18 protein-coding genes are annotated in these 18,267 nt (G+C 70.3%); 8 read left to right on the top strand and 10 right to left on the bottom strand.

Annotated features, from left to right (window positions below; all coding sequences use genetic code 11):
- The first annotated feature begins 19 nt into the window (after positions 1-19).
- Genes G406_RS0104960 through G406_RS0104970 form a run of 3 tightly spaced genes read left to right on the top strand, consistent with a single transcriptional unit; the run spans position 20 to position 2,705 of the window.
- Positions 20-1,312: an ArsA family ATPase gene (locus G406_RS0104960; protein WP_028932970.1), complete on the top strand. Its 1,293-nt coding sequence runs from the start codon at positions 20-22 to the stop codon at positions 1,310-1,312.
- A complete protein-coding gene (locus G406_RS44680; protein WP_051341630.1) occupies positions 1,309-1,755 on the top strand; it encodes a hypothetical protein in 447 nt (148 codons plus the stop codon). Before G406_RS0104960 ends, G406_RS44680 begins: the two co-directional genes overlap by 4 nt.
- Complete coding sequence (locus tag G406_RS0104970; RefSeq protein WP_028932971.1) at positions 1,749-2,705, top strand: ROK family protein; 957 nt, start codon at positions 1,749-1,751, stop codon at positions 2,703-2,705. Before G406_RS44680 ends, G406_RS0104970 begins: the two co-directional genes overlap by 7 nt.
- 529 nt (positions 2,706-3,234) lie before the next feature.
- On the opposite strand, the gene G406_RS53655 is transcribed toward G406_RS0104970, so the two are convergent.
- Positions 3,235-3,777 (bottom strand): hypothetical protein, encoded by a 543-nt coding sequence (locus G406_RS53655; protein ID WP_051341632.1) that lies wholly within the window; start codon positions 3,775-3,777, stop codon positions 3,235-3,237.
- 113 nt (positions 3,778-3,890) lie between these two features.
- On the opposite strand from G406_RS53655, the gene G406_RS0104980 reads away from it, so the two are divergent.
- The 3 genes from G406_RS0104980 to G406_RS0104990 are packed head-to-tail and all read left to right on the top strand — an operon-like array spanning position 3,891 to position 6,244.
- Positions 3,891-4,637 (top strand): lysophospholipid acyltransferase family protein, encoded by a 747-nt coding sequence (locus tag G406_RS0104980; protein WP_028932972.1) that lies wholly within the window; start codon positions 3,891-3,893, stop codon positions 4,635-4,637.
- A 36-nt stretch (positions 4,638-4,673) separates the two neighbouring features.
- Positions 4,674-5,165, top strand: coding sequence for a polyadenylate-specific 3'-exoribonuclease AS (locus G406_RS0104985; RefSeq protein ID WP_028932973.1), 492 nt, complete (start codon positions 4,674-4,676; stop codon positions 5,163-5,165).
- 53 nt (positions 5,166-5,218) lie between these two features.
- A complete protein-coding gene (locus tag G406_RS0104990; RefSeq protein WP_028932974.1) occupies positions 5,219-6,244 on the top strand; it encodes a 6-phosphofructokinase in 1,026 nt (341 codons plus the stop codon).
- Between the two features lie 5 nt (positions 6,245-6,249).
- Here the strand turns inward: G406_RS0104990 and G406_RS0104995 are convergent, their stop codons facing one another.
- Positions 6,250-6,747 carry an SRPBCC family protein gene (locus G406_RS0104995; protein WP_028932975.1) on the bottom strand — a complete coding sequence of 166 codons (498 nt, stop codon included), beginning with the start codon at positions 6,745-6,747 and terminating at the stop codon, positions 6,250-6,252.
- Positions 6,744-7,073, bottom strand: a complete 330-nt coding sequence (locus G406_RS0105000) for an ArsR/SmtB family transcription factor (protein WP_028932976.1) — start codon at positions 7,071-7,073, stop codon at positions 6,744-6,746. Before G406_RS0105000 ends, G406_RS0104995 begins: the two co-directional genes overlap by 4 nt.
- 92 nt (positions 7,074-7,165) lie before the next feature.
- Here G406_RS0105000 and G406_RS0105005 point away from each other — a divergent pair, with 92 nt between their 5' ends.
- On the top strand, positions 7,166-8,557 hold the full coding sequence (locus tag G406_RS0105005; protein ID WP_028932977.1) for a class II 3-deoxy-7-phosphoheptulonate synthase: 1,392 nt from the start codon (positions 7,166-7,168) through the stop codon (positions 8,555-8,557).
- Positions 8,558-8,716: 159 nt separating this feature from the next.
- Here the strand turns inward: G406_RS0105005 and pknB are convergent, their stop codons facing one another.
- Complete coding sequence (gene pknB / locus G406_RS44690) at positions 8,717-10,369, bottom strand: Stk1 family PASTA domain-containing Ser/Thr kinase (RefSeq protein WP_051341633.1); 1,653 nt, start codon at positions 10,367-10,369, stop codon at positions 8,717-8,719.
- A 121-nt stretch (positions 10,370-10,490) separates the two neighbouring features.
- On the opposite strand from pknB, the gene G406_RS0105015 reads away from it, so the two are divergent.
- Positions 10,491-10,856, top strand: coding sequence for an Rv2175c family DNA-binding protein (locus G406_RS0105015; RefSeq protein WP_281172394.1), 366 nt, complete (start codon positions 10,491-10,493; stop codon positions 10,854-10,856).
- A 32-nt stretch (positions 10,857-10,888) separates the two neighbouring features.
- Here the strand turns inward: G406_RS0105015 and G406_RS0105020 are convergent, their stop codons facing one another.
- The 6 genes from G406_RS0105020 to G406_RS0105045 form a co-directional block, all read right to left on the bottom strand.
- Entirely contained in the window at positions 10,889-11,863 is a 975-nt protein-coding gene (locus G406_RS0105020) for a phytoene/squalene synthase family protein (RefSeq protein WP_245607012.1), read from the bottom strand.
- Positions 11,860-13,491: a polyprenol phosphomannose-dependent alpha 1,6 mannosyltransferase MptB gene (gene mptB / locus G406_RS44695; RefSeq protein WP_169736609.1), complete on the bottom strand. Its 1,632-nt coding sequence runs from the start codon at positions 13,489-13,491 to the stop codon at positions 11,860-11,862. Before mptB ends, G406_RS0105020 begins: the two co-directional genes overlap by 4 nt.
- A gap of 701 nt (positions 13,492-14,192) precedes the next feature.
- The gene (crtI, locus tag G406_RS0105030) at positions 14,193-15,698 is read right to left on the bottom strand and encodes a phytoene desaturase family protein (RefSeq protein ID WP_028932980.1); all 1,506 of its coding nucleotides are present in this window, start codon (positions 15,696-15,698) and stop codon (positions 14,193-14,195) included.
- Between the two features lie 7 nt (positions 15,699-15,705).
- Entirely contained in the window at positions 15,706-16,821 is a 1,116-nt protein-coding gene (locus G406_RS0105035) for a polyprenyl synthetase family protein (RefSeq protein ID WP_051341636.1), read from the bottom strand.
- 34 nt (positions 16,822-16,855) lie between these two features.
- On the bottom strand, positions 16,856-17,551 hold the full coding sequence (locus tag G406_RS0105040) for an LppM family (lipo)protein (RefSeq protein WP_245607013.1): 696 nt from the start codon (positions 17,549-17,551) through the stop codon (positions 16,856-16,858).
- A gap of 40 nt (positions 17,552-17,591) precedes the next feature.
- Positions 17,592-18,182 carry a GNAT family N-acetyltransferase gene (locus tag G406_RS0105045; RefSeq protein ID WP_028932983.1) on the bottom strand — a complete coding sequence of 197 codons (591 nt, stop codon included), beginning with the start codon at positions 18,180-18,182 and terminating at the stop codon, positions 17,592-17,594.
- Positions 18,183-18,267 lie beyond the last annotated feature (85 nt).

An 18,267-nucleotide genomic window follows, 5' to 3' on the forward strand; every position in this document is an offset into this window, starting at 1 on the left:
AGAAGTGGGGTAGGGCACGTTGCGGATCCTGCTGTTCACCGGAAAGGGCGGCGTGGGCAAGACCACGCTCGCCGCCGCCACGGCTGCTCGCCTCGCCCGCTCGGGACGCAAGGCGCTGGTGATCTCGACGGACCCGGCACACTCGCTCGGCGATGCGCTGGACGTCCCGCTGGTCGGCGAGCCCGTCGAGGTCACGTCCGGGCTGTTCGCCGCCCACCTGGACAGCCGTGCCCTGCTCGAGGGTGCCTGGGGTGAGCTGCGCGGACATCTGCGGACCGTGCTGTCCGGCGCCGGTGTCGACGAGATGGTCGCCGACGAGCTGACCTGGCTGCCCGGGGTCGAGGAGCTGCTGGCGCTCGGTGAAGTACGCCGGCTGGCGCAGACCGGCCCGTGGGACGTCGTGATCGTCGACTGCGGTCCGACCGCGGAGACGCTGCGGTTACTCGGATTACCGGAAGCCATCGGCGGCTACCTGGAACGGCTCTACCCGGCCCACCGCAGGGCCATGCGCGGACTGCTCGCCGGTATCGCGGGCGGGGCCTCGCCGAACCGGGGCGGCGCGGCGCAGGCCGGTCCCCGGACCGCCGTCCGCAACTGGGACGCGGCGGTCGACGCGCTCGGCAGACTGGCGGAACAGGTCGCCGCGCTGCGCGACATGCTCGCCGACCACCACACCACGAGCATCAGGCTGGTGCTGACACCGGAACGGCTGGTGGCGGCGGAGACCAGGCGCACGATGACGGCGTTGTCGTTGCACGGGCTCCGGGTCGACGGGATCGTCGCCAACCGGGTCGTACCGCCGATCGCGCCGTCCACCCGCGGCCCGGCGGCCCGGTGGGTGCGCGCCCGCCGCGCCGAGCAGGAAGAGGTACTGGGAGAGCTGTCCGCGCTGTGGGGCACAGGACCGAGCGCGATGGCCGGCGACCGCTCGGTGAAGGCCGTCCCGTACACAGCGGCCGAACCGATCGGGGTCGACGCCCTCGTGGAGGTCGCCGACGCGCTCTACGGCGACGACGAGCCCCTCGCCGGTTCCGACGCGCCACCGTTGCTGTCCGTGCGTCGCACCGCGGGTGACGGCACCGACCTGGAGTCCGAGTTCGAGCTGGCACTGCGGCTGCCCGGGCTGGACAAGGGCGCTCCGCTGGAGCTCACCCGCATTGATGACGATCTTGCTGTGACGTTGGCCGGTGTCAGGAGGTTGGTCGCGCTGCCCTCGGTGTTGTCCCGCTGTGAGGTGCTCGGTGCCCGGATCGGCGTCGACGAGCTGGTCGTCGTGTTCCGTCCGGATCCGCAGGTCTGGATGTCGCGGTGACCGCGGGAGGCTGCGCGAACGACAGGGAACACGCTTCGCTCGCCGACGAGCTCAGGGAGTACGCGGGCGGTGCGCTCGACCTCCTCGAACCCCTCGTCGACCGAATCCGCGAGCAGCCCGTCGACGACACAACGGGGCCGGAACCGGCGAGCTGCGCCTCCTGCCCGGTGTGTGCGCTGATCGCGGTGCTGCGCGGAGAACGTTCCGAGCTGGCCGTCCGGCTCGCCGACCAGGCGGCGGGACTCTTGGCGGTCCTGCGCACCGCGTTGCAGGAGGGCGTCGGCGCCGACGTGCCGACACCCGGACACCGCGAGCCCACCGCGACTCCCCGGCCGACCGCCTCCACGCAGGGGCAACCCCGGGTCCAGCGGATCCAGGTCTCCCGCGACGGCCGCCCGACCCGGCCACTGCACTCGGTGCGGTCCTCCGCCGAATCGTGCTGACGATCGGCGTCGACGTCGGTGGCACCAGCGTGCGCGCCGCCGTCGTGGACTCGGACGGGGCGATCCTGGACACCGCCCGCGCGGCCACCCCCGGCCAGGACAGGGCCCTGGAAGCGGCGATCGTCGGAGTCATCGACGAGCTGTCGGCCAGGCACGCGGTGTCGGCCGTAGGGGTAGCGCTCGCCGGGTTCGTGACGCCGGACCGGCGCACCGTCAGGTTCGCGCCGCACCTGCCGTGGCGCGACGTCCGGGTCGCGGACCGCCTCGCGCAGCGATGCACCCTGCCGGTCGTGATCGAGCACGACGCGAACGCGGCGGCCCTGGCGGAACGTCGCTTCGGAGCCGCCTCAGGGTCGGGCGCACGAGCACGGTCGACCCTGTTCGTCGCCCTCGGGACCGGCATCGGCGCCGCGCTGCTGATCGACGGCAAGCTCTACCGAGGCGCCCACGGTGTCGCCCCCGAGCTGGGGCACATCCGTGTCATGCCCGACGGACGGGCCTGCCCGTGCGGCAAGCGAGGCTGCTGGGAGCGCTACTGCAGCGGCACCGCGCTCGTCACGACCCTCGTCGAACTACTGGCCTCGGACCAAGGCGCCTCGACCAACCTGACGAGGCTGGCCTCGGTCGAGGCGCGGGGCATCACCGGGCGGCACGTCGCCACGGCCGCCAGGGACGGTGACCCGCTCGGACGCCAGGCCATGGCGGAGCTGGCCCGGTGGCTCGGCGAAGGTCTCGCACTGATCGCCGACGTCTACGACCCCGAACTCGTCGTCATCGGCGGAGGAGTCTCCGGATCGGCGCCGCTGTTCCTCGACGACGCCCGCGAGCACTACGCGCGGGTGCTGACCGGTGGCCAGCACCGGCCCCTGGCCCGCATCCGCACCGCGCAGCTCGGCGAGGAAGCAGGTGTCATCGGGGCGGCCGAGATCGCCAGGGAAGCTGTCTCTTAGGCCTGGTCTCGCGCGGAGTTTTTCTGTGACCATCCCCTCGCTTCGCTTCGGGGGTGCTCCCAGAAAAACAAGCCGACTTCGTCGGCCGGGCGCGCTTGTCTGGTTGCGTTTTGCTTCGCCTGTTGCGTTTTCCGCAGTGCTTCGCACTGAACCCCCTTGCGGGGAGACTTGCGGAGCCAGCTGTGTGGGTGGCGTGGTCCCGCTGGGTTTTCATGATCAGCACGGTGTGGTGGCTGTTTTTTCGCGCGAGATCAGCCATGGGGCCGTGGTGATCATGGGGCCGGGCGGCGGCACCGGTGTTGATCACCAAACGGGCGTTCTGCACCCCACAGGGGCGCGGCGCAGCCGTGACCGCCTTTGGCGCCGCAGTCTTCCCCCGACCACGCCAAGACACTCGATGGCCAGCGGGGACACGCCCCGCAACCTCGGATCCGTGCGAGCCAGCGGGACAACCCCCGCAACCAGACGCGCCCCGCTGCTCAGGCTGAGCGGTGGCTGATACAGCTGGGTTAAATTTTGGGCTGGTTTTCTAGAGCACTGCGCCGTCGTCGTCCTCGTCGTCGGTCTTCTCCGAGGGCCATGCGCGGAGCACCAGCCAGCCGAGACCCAGTGCCAGGGACAGCAGTCCGAGCGGCAGACCGGCCGTGCTGCGCAGCCCGAAAACCTCCGGCGCCACCAACAGGACCACACCGATCGACAGCAGTGCGAGGCCCACGACGGCGGGCGGTCCGAGGTGCGGCATGGGCGGCGGCTCGGGCGGCAGGTAGTGATCGTCGTCGGGTTCCGGCGCCGGGGACCAAGCACGTGGCGTACCGGTTGTCGCAGGTCCGGAGGGGTGTGGATCAGCGGGGGCAGCGGCCGGCGGCTGTTCGACGGCCGGCTCCCCAGTCGCGTCGGCCGGCCCGGTGGTCGGGTCGGCGAGGGCGGTCGAGGCGCCGGCGGAGTCGTCCGCACCGGGCCAGGACGGAACCGAACCCTCGGCCCGCCAGCTGGCAACGATGTCGTCGAACGTGGTCGAGCACCCCGACGAGTCGGCTGCCCGGCCGTCGTCATCGGGATTGGCCTGGTTCACCGCCCAATGGTGACATGAACGACGCTCAGAAGGGAGAGGTCCACGTTGTCTGTCACGGCCGGGCCTCCGTAGGCTGGGCCACGCGGTCGGCGGAAGGGAGAGGCGGCGTCCACGTGCTGTACTGGTTGCTGAAATTTGTACTGGTCGGTCCATTGTTGCGGCTGTGGTGTCGCCCCACGATCGAGGGCACCGAGAACATCCCCGAAGAAGGCGGCGCACTGGTCGCGAGCAACCACCTCGCGGTGGCCGACTCCTTCCTGCTTCCGCTCCTGGTGTCCCGGCGGATGTACTTCATGGCCAAGCGTGAGTACTTCACCCAGCCGGGGTTCATCGGGTGGTGCAAGAAGCAGTTCTTCACCGCCATCGGGCAGGTCCCGGTCGACCGGGCCAGCGGCTCGGCCGCGCGTGCCGCACTCGACACCTGCAACCGGCTGCTTGCCGAACAACGCCTGGTCTGCATCTACCCGGAGGGCACCCGGTCGCCAGACGGCCGGCTGTTCAAGGGCAAGACCGGCGTCGCCAGGATGGCGTTGGAGTCCGAGGTCCCGGTCATCCCGGTCGCCATGATCGGAACGGACAAGGTCAACCCGATCGGGTCCAGGGTGTGGCGTCCTCGGAAGGTGCGGATCCGCATCGGCGAACCGCTCGACTTCTCCCGCTACCACGGCATGGCGAACGACCGGTTCATCCAGCGTTCGATGACCGATGAGATCATGTACGCGCTGATGGAGCTGTCCGGCTCGGAGTACGTCGACATGTACGCGGCGAAAGCCAAGGAGGATGCCGAACGGGCGGCCAAGTCCCGTCCCGCTCGCCAGACTCGACCGGCGGCTCGAATCCCAGGCACGAAGGCCAGCTGAACAGGCCACCTCGTGTCGAGTTAGGTATTGGATAGCGTGCGTTTCTTCTACGACTGCGAGTTCATCGAGGACGGTCGGACGATCGAGCTCATCTCGATCGGGGTCGTCGATGCCGACGGCCGCGAGTTCTACGCCGTGTCCACCGAGTTCGACGACCGTAAGGCGGGTGCCTGGGTCAGAGCGAACGTCCTGCCGAAGCTCCCGTCGCCCGCCGACCCGGCGTGGCGCTCCCGCACCGCGATCCGGGACGACCTGCTGGACTTCCTGACCAGGCCCGGCGAGGACATCGAGCTCTGGGCCTGGATCGCCGCGTACGACCACGTGGTGCTCTGTCAGCTGTGGGGCGCGATGCCCGCGCTGCCCAGGCCGCTGCCCCGGTTCACCAGGGAGCTGCGGCAGCGCTGGGAGGACGCGGGCCGCCCGCACCTGCCGTCGCCGCCCCAGGACGCGCACGACGCGCTCGCGGACGCCCGGCACAACCTCGCCCGCTGGAACGCGATCGAGGCGCACACGCTCAACGGCGGCTAGTGTCGTGTGGGTCGGTTGTGTCGTGTGACCAGGCTCATGAGAGGGTTCCGGCCGTGCGAATCGGAGTACTCACCGGCGGTGGCGACTGCCCAGGTCTGAACGCGGTCATCCGAGCGATCGTGCGTAAGGGCGTTCCCCAGTACAAGTTCGAGTTCGTCGGGTTCAGGGACGGTTGGCGGGGTCCGCTCGAAGGGCTCACCATGACCCTCGACATCCCCGCCGTGCGCGGCATCCTGCCCCGGGGCGGCACGATCCTCGGCTCGTCGCGGACGAACCCGTTCTCGGTCGACCGCGGCGTCGAACGCATCCAGGAAACCCTGATGAACAAGGGTGTCGACGCGCTGATCGCGATCGGCGGCGAGGACACCCTCGGGGTGGCGACCAAGCTGCACGATCTCGGCGTCCACGTGATCGGTGTGCCGAAGACGATCGACAACGACCTGTCCGGCACCGACTACACCTTCGGTTTCGACACCGCGGTGGGGATCGCCACCGAGGCGATCGACCGGCTGCACACGACCGCCGAGTCGCACCACCGGGCGCTCATCGTGGAGGTCATGGGCAGGCACGCCGGGTGGATCGCGCTGCACTCCGGACTCGCCTCGGGCGCGAACGTCATCCTGATCCCGGAGATTCCGTTCGATATCGAGAAGGTGTGCGACTGGGTCAACAGCCGGTTCCGCACCGAGTACGCGCCGATCATCGTGGTGGCCGAGGGCGCGACGCCCAAGGACGGCACGATGGCCCTGGTCACCGGCGAGAAGGACGCCTTCGGTCACGAGCGCCTCGGCGGCATCGGTGAGGCGCTCGCCAAGGAGATCGAGGAGCGCACCGGCAAGGAAGCGCGCACCACGGTCCTCGGGCACGTGCAGCGCGGTGGGACGCCGAGCAGCAGGGACCGCTGGATGGCGACCCGCTTCGGCCTGCACGCCATCGACGCGGTGCACGACGGTGACTGGGGCAAGATGGTCGCGCTGCGCGGCGCCGAGGTCGTGCGGGTTCCGCTCTCCGAGGCCACCGAGAAACTCAAGACCGTCGACCCCGCGCTGTACGCCGAGGCCGAGGTCTTCTTCGGCTGAGCTCGCTACCAGGCGGGATAGCCGGCGGCGACCTTCTCGTAGCGCTCGCTCCAGCCCGGTGGCCTCGTCCCGGCGAGACAGGCGTCGAGACGGTCGAGGAAGGCGTGCGTGCCGGGGGCGAAACCCTTCGCGTTGCGCACGCCGAGTCCTCGATGGGTGAAGGTGAGCACCGTGCCGGCGCCGTCCCTGGCGAGCTCGTAGCGGACGACGCTGTCCTCGACGATCCGCTGCCGCCATTCGTGCTCGAACACGAATGGCGGGTCCCACACCAGGATCCGACCCGTCATGCGCTTGGCCTCCCCCGGAACGGGTGGCTCCGAGGCGACCGTCTCGATCGTCCCGTCGACGCGGGGGTCGATCGTCGTCTCGCCGAGCCACACCGCTCGCCGGCCGGGATCGGTGATCGCCGCCCAGACCGCCTCGATCGGGTAGGGCAGGTGCCGGACGAACCTGATGACGGCATGCTCACCGTCGATCAGCAGCTCTCCGTAGTGGTCGCTCACGTGGTCTCCTCGGGTGCCGGTGGTGTCGTGCGTGCCAGGTGCTGCTCCAACGCATCGAGGTGCGCCGCCCAGTACCCGCGGTAGCGGCCGATCCACTCGTCGATCTCCTTGAGCCCGTCGGCGCGCAACGCGTAGATCCGGCGCTGGGCGTCCGGGCGGACCTCGACGAGACCGACCTCACGCAGGATTCGCAGATGCCGGGACACCGCGGGCTGGGTCAAGGCCGGCAACGACTCGACCAGCTCACCCGCGGACCGTTCGCCCTGGGCGAGTACGTCCAGCAGCGTCCTTCGATGAGGCTCGGCAACAGCATCGAACACGTCCACGACACGAGTATGACTCTGAGCTTATATTTGAGCAAGCGTATATATGTCCGCACCTCGAATGCCGAGATCGTGGACCACTAAGCTGAGGCATCGTGAGCTGGACTGTGGACGCGTCGGTCGACGAGCTGCCGGAACTTCCCCCACTGCCCGGGCCCCTGCGCGCGAAGCTGGACGAGGCACTCGCCCGGCCCGCTGCGCAGCAGCCCGACTGGCCCGACGAGCAGAACGTCCGGCGCGTGCGCAGGGTGCTGGAGAGCGTCCCGCCGGTCACGGTCCCCGAAGAGGTCGACCGGCTGCGCACCCGGCTCGCCGAGGTGGCCAACGGCAGGGCGTTCCTGCTGCAGGGCGGCGACTGCGCCGAGACCTTCGCGGACAACACCGAGCCGCACATCCGGGGCAACATCCGCACGCTGCTGCAGATGGCGGTCGTGCTGACCTACGCGGCGAGCATGCCGGTGGTCAAGCTCGGCCGGATCGCCGGGCAGTACGCCAAGCCGCGGTCGGCTCCGGTCGACGCACTCGGGCTGCCGTCCTACCGGGGCGACATCGTCAACTCGATCAAGCCGGTCCTCGAGGCACGCATCCCGGACCCGAGCCGCATGATCCGGGCCTACGCCAACGCCAGCGCCGCGATGAACATGGTGCGTGCGCTGACCGCGGCCGGCATGGCCGGGCTCAACCGGGTGCACGACTGGAACAAGGACTTCATCCGCAACTCCAACGCCGCCGAGCGCTACGAGGCGCTCGCCGCCGAGATCGACCGGGGCCTGCGGTTCATGGAGGCCTGCGGCGTCGACGACCCCAGCCTGCACAGCGTCGAGTACTACGCCAGCCACGAGGCGCTGCTGCTGGACTACGAGCGGGCGATGCTGCGCCTCGACTCACGCGAGCCCGACGACCCCAAGCTCTACAACCTGTCCGGGCACTTCCTGTGGATCGGTGAGCGCACCCGCCAGCTGGACGGCGCGCACATCGCGTTCGCCGAGCTGCTGGCGAACCCGATCGGGCTCAAGATCGGCCCGACGACCACTCCGGAGCAGGCCGTCGAGTACGTCGAGCGGCTCGACCCGCACGGCATCCCCGGTCGGCTGACGCTGGTGAGCAGGATGGGCAGCACCAAGATTCGGAGCGCGCTGCCCGCGATCGTGGAGAAGGTCACCGCGTCCGGGCACAAGGTCATCTGGCAGTGCGACCCGATGCACGGAAACACCGTCGAGTCGACCACCGGCTACAAGACGCGCCACTTCGACCGCATCGTCGACGAGGTCCAGGGCTTCTTCGAGGTGCACCACGGCCTGGGTACCCACCCCGGTGGCCTGCACGTGGAGATCACCGGCGAGGACGTCACGGAGTGCCTCGGCGGCGCCCAGGAGATCTCCGACGCGGACCTGCACGGCCGCTACGAAACGGCCTGCGACCCCCGCCTGAACACCCAGCAGTCCTTGGAACTCGCCTTCCTGGTAGCAGAGATGCTCCGAGGCTAGCTCCCCGTGAGTGGCAAGTGGTTCTACCCCGAAGGGGCGCCGAAGGCGTAGCAACCCTGGGCACTCACGACGGCTTTTTCGTCGTGAGTGCCCAGGGTTGCTATAGGACCACTTGCCACTCACGGGATCTGTAAAACCCAACCACGACGAAGACGCCCCCTACCCTCCGAAAGCGTCCTCGATGCTGCGCTGAATCTGGTCCGCCAGCGACCGCCCCGCGTCCTCCGAGTCGTAGTCCCGGCTGCGCCGAGGCGGCGGCCCGCTCGACAGAACGAGGCTGACCGGGCTGCCTATGGTGGCCTCGGTCCCCGCCGCCGGGCTGGTCCCGATGACCGTCCCCACAGGAGCGGTCGGATGCGACTTCCGCGTGCTCTTACCTTCGGCCGGCGTGAGGTCGGCCGACCGCAACATCTGCTGCGCCTGCTCGACCGAGGTCCCCGGCGTGATCGTCGGCACGCGAGGCCGCCCGCTGGACAGCGTGAGCGTCTCGGTGCTGCCCTTGGTGACCTGCGTCCCGGCCACCGGCGTCGAATCCGCGATCCGACCCGACGGGATCGTGTCGTGGTGCCGCTCCTGGAACTTCGGGACCAGCCCCGCCTCCCGCACCACCCGGGTGGCAGTCTGCTCGTCCATCCCGACGACGACGGGTGCGGTCGTCCACCTGCCGACGCCGGCGCCCCAGGACAGTGCGGCCACGAGGATGCCGAGCAGGACCACCCCGACGATCCACGCGGCGAGCACCCGCCTGCTCCTTCGCCGGCGCCGGATGTGCTCGGTCGCCGCGGCGGAGGTGTCCCAGTCGTCACCGACGGACGGCGCGTCGGGCGCGGAATGCATGTGGGTGAGTGCCCGGGTCGCCCTCGGTGCCGGGGCACCGGGCGCCTCACCGAGCGGATCGCGCGCCAGTGGCACGGTACGACGGTCCGCGCCCGGGACCGGCACGTCGACCCGGGGGATACCCAGCGAGACGCGCACGCTGCGCACCGCGTGCAGGAACGTCTCGGCGTCCGGCGGACGGGCGTCCTGCTCGCGCCGGGTGGCACCGAGGACCAGCGCATCGACGCTCGGCGGCAGGTCGGGCACCAGGTCCGACGGCGGCGGAACGTCCTCGTTCACGTGCCGGTAGGCGATCGACAGGGCGCTGTCGCCGTCGTAGGGCGGGTTACCGGTGATCAGCTCGTAGAACAGGATGCCGGCGGCGTACACGTCGCTGCGCGCATCGATGCCACGCCCGGTGACCTGCTCGGGGGACAGGTACGCGACCGTGCCGATGATCATTCCTGCCGTGCTCGCCCTGGCCTGTGCCGCGGCGGTGACCAGGCCGAAGTCCGCCACCTTCACCGCGCCCGACGCGCTGATCAGCACGTTCTCCGGCTTGACGTCCCGGTGTGCCATGCCCTGCGCGTGCGCGGACGCCAGCGCGGCCAGCACCGGCTCCATCACGGCGAACACCTCGGGCAGCTCCAACGCCCCGTGCTGGCCGAGCACGTCGCGCAGCGTCCCGCCGTCGACCAGCTCCATCACCAGGTAGACGACCGGCTCGGGCGGGCCGCCGTGCTCGCCCTGGTCGTACACCCCGATCACCCCGGGGTGGTCGATCTTGGCGATCGCCCTCGCCTCACGCTCGAACCGGTTCCGGAACGCCGGGTCGGCCGCCAGCCGGGGGTCCATGACCTTGACGGCCACGGCGCGGTCCAGACGGGTGTCGGTGCCCCGGTACACCCGTGACATGCCGCCGACCGCGAGCAGCTCACCGACCCGGTACCGCCCCTCGAGAAGGGCACCGGTCAGTTCGGGCTCGGCTGTCACCACGTCGGCGATGGTACGAAAGCCTCTCGGAGGCCTGACGAGGGGTGCGGTTGTACGAGTCCGTTACACCGAAGATGTGCTCAGGCACTGCCTCACCGTGCCGGTGTGTGGCAGGCTGTCCCGGGTGAGTGAGAAGACCGTCGCGTCCACTGCCCTGGCCGACGATGTGAAAGCACTGCCCATAGACGATGTTGCCCAGCGGCTCGGCGTCGCTGTCAGCCGAGCGCACCAGCTGGTGCGGGACGGTCACCTGCTGGCCGTTCGCCGGGACGGAGTGCTGGTCGTCCCGGAAGCCTTCCTCGGCGACGGTGCCGTGGTGAAGGGCCTGCCGGGCACCATCACCGTGCTGCGGGACGGCGGCTACACCGATGAGGAAATCCTGCGCTGGCTGTTCGCGGAGGACCCGTCGCTGCCGGGCACGCCGGTCGACGCCCTGCGGTCCAACCGGGGGCGCGAGGTCAAACGACGAGCGCAGGCGATGGCGCTCTAGCACGATCCCGGCCACCGGGCCGGTCCCACCTGTCAGGCTCGCGGATGGCGCGCGCGTGCCGCGTACGCGCGCGCCATCGACGGCAGAGCGACCGCCAGCCGCGACCCGGTGGGGACGACGACCCTCCGGTTCAGCACGTCGTAGTCGGCATCCACGATCCGATCCAGAATCGCGCCGTACAGCGTCCTCGCGGTACGGACGCAGGGACGGGAACTGGGCACGAGCAGCTCGATGCCCGGCGAAGCCCTCCGGTACACCGCTCGGGTACGGGCCACCAGGTGTGCCAGCGCGGCGTGTAGGCGCCTGTCACGGCGGCCCCGTTGCCGGCACCACAGCAAGAGCTCCCGATCCACCCCGAAGGCTCTCAGCTCGTCGGCGGGCAGGTAGACGCGGCCTCGGTCGAGGTCCTCACCGACGTCACGCAGGAAATTGGTCAGCTGGAACGCGATGCCCAGCTCCTCAGCGAACGGCGCGGCCCGCGCGCGGGGACCGACGGTGCCGAGCACCGGCAGCATCTGCAGCCCGATGACCCCGGCAGAGCCGTGCATGTACTGGCGCAGATCGGCGTAGTCGGCATAGTCCGTGACGTGGGTGTCGCGACGCATCGAGTCGAGGAACGCGCCGAACAGCGGACGGTCCAGCTCGTGCCTGCGTGCGGTGTCGGCCACCGCGACCAGGACCGGGTTGTCGGTCGTCTCACCGTCGAGGGCGCGCCACAGCTGAGCCTGCAACATGTCGAGATCGGCACGTTTCTCCGCCGCCGACCGGTGGTCGGCCAGCGAGTCGACGATCTCGTCCGCATACCGTGCGAAGCCGTACAGGGCGTGCACGGAAGGGCGCTGGGCGCGGGACAACAGTCGGGTCGCGAGGAAGTAGCTGCGTCCGTGCACGGCGTGCAGCTCGCGACAACGGAGGTAGGCCGAACGCAACGACGCGCCGGTCACGCCGGCGGCGTCGAGCTCGCGGTGCGCCGCCGGGTTCACGATCGCCTCAGGCCGGGCGCTCAACCAACGGAGGTCGGCACGGGCGCCGCGGCCTTGCGTCGCAGACCCAGCGGGTCCGGCTTACGCAGCGACTTCGCGGCGATGAACGCACCGATCATCGACAGGATCATGTAGCCGAACGCGTACAGCGACACCTCGCCGCTCGGGAAAGCCGAGATGACCAGGAAGATCGAGGCGGCGATCACGACGGACATGCCTCGCGCCGTCCACGCGGTCGCCGCGAGCAGCGCAATTCCCCAGCTGAAGTACCAGGGCAGCGTGGCGGGGGACAGCAGCGTGAACAGCAGCAGCACGACACCGGCGCGGCGCACCGCGTCGGGCCCACCGTCCCGTGAGGCCAGCCACTGCCGCACCGCGACGACCAGGAAGATCAGAACGCCGATGGCGCGGAAGACCGAGACGATCGGCGTCTCCTGCACACCGCCGAACATCCAGTTGATCACGGTGAAGACGAGCTGGCCGACACCGGTCGGCAGTGACAACCAGTTCACGATGTTCGTCGGCGCCACCAGCGCCGGCAGCCACCCGAGCCCGACCTTGGCGACCAGCGAGCACGCGGTGAACACGACGAGGAACACGCTGAACCCGGCAACGATGGCCTTGAGGATGCGTTTCCGCTGGTCACCCTTCATTCGGGCGGCCCAGACGAGGACCAGGAAGGGAAGCGCGAAACCGGCCGTGCCCTTGACCGCCATGGCGAGCGTCACCAGCGAGATGCCGGCGACGTGCTTGCGGTTCAGCACGAGCAGGCTTCCCGAGCTCAGGAAACCCACGAGCAGCAGGTCGTTGTGCGGCCCACCGATCAGGTGCATGACCATGACCGGGTTCGCCACCGCGATCCACATGGCGACCGAGGTGCGGCCGCCGAGGTGCCGACACAACCCCGGGATCGACACCACGAACAGCACGAGACCGACCATCATGACGAGGCGCATCAGGATGACGCCCGGGATCATGTTGGTGCCGGTGACGGACGCGACGAGCTTGGCGAGAGCGATGAACAGCGGCCCGTACGGCGAAGGCGTGTCGGTCCAGAACCAGTGCACGTTGTCGGCGATCGGCCCGGTCAGCACGATCGGGCCGTCGACGTACGGGTCGTGGCCCCGCAACGCCAACGTGCCGTACGCCAGGTAGCTGTACGGATCGCGGGTGAACAGCGGCGGTGTGACCACCATCGGCAGAATCCAGGCGAGAGCCGTGGTCAGCACGGCCCGCCCACCGGATCGCCTGGCGAGCACGTCACGCCCGAGCAGCACCCAGGCCCAGACGGCCAGCCACAGACCCACGTAGCTGACGATCACCGACAGGTTGTAGCCGTGCCCGAACCGCCACGCGGCCAGCGGCGTCCCCTGCAACACAGGGTCGTGCCGCAGCACTCCACCGGCCCCCAGGCCGCCGAAGGCGAGCAGCAGGCTGCCGGCCAGGCCGAGCAGCAACGGCTTGCGCCCGGGGCTTCCGAACCACTGCCACAATCCCCGGTTGACCGGGGCAGACGGAGTCGAGAGCGCGGGCTCGATCAGATCGGTCGTACCCACCGGAGAGGCCACTGCCGGCACCTGGGCAGCGGCCGATGCCGCCTCGGTGACCTCGGTCGCGGCGGGGGTGGTCGACAGCTGGGGCTGGGACGTCATCTCGTGAGCAATGCTCGCATGTTGGCCCCCGGTGACGTTCTCGGGGTTGCTTGCTGGTTTCTCTTGGGCCTGTTTCGCGCGCGATATTTTTCTGTGACCACCCCGGCTCGTGTAAACGCTCGCTGGGGTACTCCCAGAAAAAGGGCTCGGGGACTCGCCCGGGCGCGCGCTTGGGGGAACCTCAAGTGCCGCCCTGGCAGCTGGGCGATGTGGTCGCGGACATTCACTGCCCGGCCTTCGCCGGAACTCCTATCGGAGCTCTCGCGGAGCCAACTGTGTGGGTGGCGTGGTCCCGTTGGGGTTTTCATGATCAGCACGGTGTGGTGGCTGACTTTCCGCGCAGATTCAGCCATGGGGCCGTGGTGATCATGAAAACCGTGACACCGCGCACCCCGTGGTCACGCCGCGCGGTGTGCACGTGGCGCGGTGTGGACGCAAGGTGCGCGGTGTCGCCGATGTTGATCACCCAGGGGCACGGCGCAGCCGTGGCCCGGAAGGGCGCGCAGACTGCCCCCGTCCCCGCGATCCTGGCCTGCACTTGGCGTGGTCGGGCGGTGTCAACCCGGAACCCTCGCCCCGAACCCGTGCAACCAGGAACGCGTGCGAGGCCGGCGAAGCCGGGGGTTGATACCGCCCGACCGCGCCAAGACACTGGATGGCCAGCGGGGACACCCCGTAGCCAGCGGGGACACCCCGTGGACCTATCCGGTGATGCGCTGCGCGGCGAGGCGGCCGGAGATCAGCACCGGTGGGATCCCCACCCCAGGGGTCGTGCCACAACCGGCGAGCACCACGTTGGACCAGCCCGAAGGCAGGTTCCGGGGCCGGAACGGTCCGGTCTGGGCGAACGTGTGTGCCGCCGAGAACGGCGTCCCGGCGGCCATCCCCTCCTCGGCCCAGTCGGCGGGCGTGACCAGCCGAGAGGTCTCGACGGAAGCGCTCAGGCCGGTGAAGCCCCTGGCATCGAGCACCCCGAGCAGCTCGTCGGCGTACGCCGGACCGATGCGGGGCCAGTCCAGAGCGGCCGTGGCCGTGTTGGGGCACGGCGCCAGCAGGTAGTACAGCTGGTGCCCGGCGGGCGCGAGCGAAGGGTCCGTCGCGGTCGGCCTCGTCAGCAACAGCGAGGGGTCGCTCATCAGGCGACCGTCGCGCAGGATCTCGTCGAACGTCCCGGACCACGCGGCACCGAAGGACAACGTGTGATGCGCCAGTTCGGCGGCGGTTCCCGAGGGCATCGGACCGCCGGCGTGCACGACGACGGCGGACGGCGCCCAGCGCAACGGAACCGGACGGCGGGGACGCCGACCCAGCAGCCTGTGCACCACGGGGAGGTCGGGTGTCAGTACCACCGCGTCCGCGTCGATCCGGTCGGGAGAGCTGCTCTCGTCGAGCACCCGGACGCCCGTCGCGCGGTCGCCCCGGCGGACGAGCCCGGTCACCTCGGTCCGGTACCGGATCGTCGCGCCCGCCGAGACCGCCGCGTCGGCGAGCGCGGTCGGCAGTGCTCGCATGCCGCCCTTCGGGAACCAGACACCCGCGATGGTGTCCATGTAGGCGATCACGCCGTACGCGGCGAGAGCCCGCGCCGGGGCCACACCCGCGTACAACGCCTGGAACGAGAAGAGCCTGCGCAGCCGCTCGTCCTCGACGAACCCGCCGATCCGGGGGCCGAGCCGCCCGAACCCGCCGAGTGCCGCGAGCCGTGCCAGGTCGGGGCTCAGCAGGCTGAACGGGGAGTCCATGTTCGAGCCGATGAACGTGTCGATCTCGGCGCGGTACAGCGCGGTGAGCCAGCGTCGCAGCCGCCGATAGCCCGCCGCGTCCGACGGGCCGACCCGTTCGGCGATCTCCGTCTCCATCGCGTCGGCGTCGGTGTGCACGTCGATCGTCGAACCGTCGGCGAAGTGCGCCCGGTACGCCGGGTCGAGGCGCACCAGCTCCAGTCGGTCGGTGAGCTTCTCGCCGACCTGACCCAGTGCGGCATCGACCAGGTCAGGCATGGTCAGCACGGTGGGGCCGGTGTCGACCAGGTACGTCCCGGCCGGTCCGGCCATGTCGGTCCGGCCTGCGCGGCCACCGGGATGCGCCGCGCGCTCCACCAGCGTGACCCGGCGGCCCGCGCCGAGCAGGTACAGCGCGGTGGCGAGGCCCGCAAGGCCGGTACCGACCACCACCACGTGATCGGTGGGTCCGGACACGGTTCGCATCGGTCGCCTAGGACTGTCGCCGGGTGGCCGCCAGCGCGAGCTCCGGCAACCGCGTCGCCGCCGGCTCCGCGACGTCCGCCGACGCGAGCGCGGCCAGCGCGGACTCGGTGAGCCGCTCGATCCGACCCTCCACCTCCGCCGACGCACCGAGCTCGTCCAGCACACCCCGGACCCTGGCGACGTCGTCCTCGGTCAGCCCCGGGTCGCCCAGCGCCGAGGTCAGCACGGTGAGTGCGGCGTCGTCCGAGCGGGCCCGGGCGGTCCGGAACGCCAGCGCCATCAGGACGGTCCGTTTGCCCTCCCGGATGTCGTCCCCGGCCGGCTTACCGGTGACCCCGGGGTCACCGAACACCCCGAGCTGGTCGTCCCTGAGCTGGAACGCCACCCCGAGGTCGGCGCCGAACCGCCGATACGCGCTCTCCAGCTCGGCCGAGGCGTCGCCCAGCGCCGCGCCCAGCTGCAACGGGCGTTCGATCGTGTACGCGGCGGTCTTGTAGCGGTCGATGCGCAGCGCCGTCTCGAGACTGTCATCGCCACTGGCCTGGCCCCGGACGTCGAGGTACTGGCCGGACAACATGTCGGTCCGCATCCCGGCCCACACCCGCCGTGCCCGCCGCTCGATGCGTTCGGGCAGCCCGGAGTCGTGGAAGAGGTCATCGGCCCAGGCCAGCGCCAGGTCACCGAGCAGGATCGCGACGCCGGCACCGAATCGGTCCGACGAGCCGAGCCAGTCCTGCGCGCGGTGTCGTTCGGCGAACGCGACGTGCACCGTCGGTCTGCCTCTGCGGGTGTCCGAAGCGTCCATCACGTCGTCGTGGACCAGCGCGTTCGCCTGGACCAGCTCCAGGGCGCTGATGGCCCTGAGCACCGGTTCCGCGAGAGCGTCGTCCGGCAGGCCACCCGCGCCGCGCCAGCCCCACCACGCGAAGGTCGGACGCACGCGCTTGCCACCCGCGAGTACGAACTCGCTCAGCGCGTCGGTGGCCTCGGTGATGCACGGATGCACCTGAGCGGTGTCCACGGCACGTCCGGCCAGGTAGTCGGCGAGCACTCGGTCGACCCGCTCGACCAGCCGGGCGTCGGTCTCGGGCGGGAGCACAGTGGGTGGATGCCCAGGGCTCATCCGTTCTCCTTCTGGCAGCGACTGCGTGGGTCGGTCATGGGCCGCGGGTCGCCGACGATCTGACCGGCGGGTTGCGATGCGACTTGGCGAGCAGCACGACACCGACAGCGGCAGCGGCGACGATCGCGCCGATCAGCAGCGCCCACCTGCCGACCGAGGGCGCACCGGGGTCCGGTGCGCTGACCACCGCGTTGAACTCGTTGACCTGTCCCGGGGTGAACACCCAGCTCACCGCGCCGGAGTCCAGCTCGCCGTCCGAACTCACCACGTCGCCGGGGAACGCGATCTTGAGCTGCACGTCGGCCTGGTCGACCGGGACCGCGGTGAGGTCGACCTGGCCGGCCAGCGAGATGACGTTCCCGGCCCTGCGCAGGGCGAACTTGAACCGGCCTGACGCCTGCGGCGCCACCGTGACCAGTGAGTTGGTCTCGTCGAACCGCAGCCCGCTGAACTGCAGGCGCGACCCCAGGTAGTTGTTCGCCTTGTACGGCGACACGGTCACCCGCCCGAGCAGCGGGGGAGGCACGGTGATCGTCGGAGCCGGTCCACCGGCCTTGGCGATCACGATCTCGCCCGCCACCGTGTCGTCGCTCTGGACGGCCAATGCGGTTCGGACCCGGGTACAGCCGCCGAGCAGTACGACGAGGGCCAGGACCAGGAGGCTCAGCGCGACGAGACGTCTGCCGCGACCGGACGGGCCCACGGTCCGGTGCTGTTGGGGGGAGACCACGACCGCGCACCGCACCCCGTCATGGTGCCAGCAGGCCCGATCAGTCCTGACGTGTGTCCGGTGTTGCAAGCGGTAACCGCCGTCCGAGCACGGCGAACGGCCTGGCGTCACCGATGAACCGGTGCTGGCGGAGCACGTCGACGAAGCCGAGCCTGCGGTACAGGCGCCACGCGCGTGCCGGGTTCGCCACGTCCAGCTCGGGTGTCGAGAGCAGTACGGAACGACGCTCGTTCCCGGTGAGCAGCATTCGGAGCAGGTGCTCGCCGAGCCCGTTGCCCTGCGCGCGGGGCAGCACGTGCAGCTCGGTGAGCTCGAAGTAGTCCGTCAGCCAGTGCAGGCCGGCCGGATCGGTGCCCAGCAGGCCCCTGCGGACCTCCTCGTGCCACCACTGGCCCCGTGCGCCCACGTACCCGTAACCGAGGCCCACCAACGAGTCGTCCGCGTCCAGGGCGGCCACACAGCGCCAGCCCAGCCGGTGCGTGTGCTCGCGCCACAGCGGGGCGCGCTGGCGGACGGCTGATCGGGGGTACCCCATCGCGGTGACGTACACCCGAAGGGCTTCGGTGAGCCGGTCGGCCATCTCGGTGGCGGTGAACCGGACCAGCCGGACGCGCGGCGGGGCGGCGGTCATCCTCCTATGACATCACATTCGAGGCCCGGTGTGACTTGACGTCAGCCCTTCGACGCGCTGTACTTGAGGTATCGAACATGCGTTC

It is taken from the genome of Actinospineispora spinosispora DSM 44797 (assembly GCF_000429025.1).
GTDB classification, from domain to species: domain Bacteria; phylum Actinomycetota; class Actinomycetes; order Mycobacteriales; family Pseudonocardiaceae; genus Pseudonocardia; species Pseudonocardia spinosispora.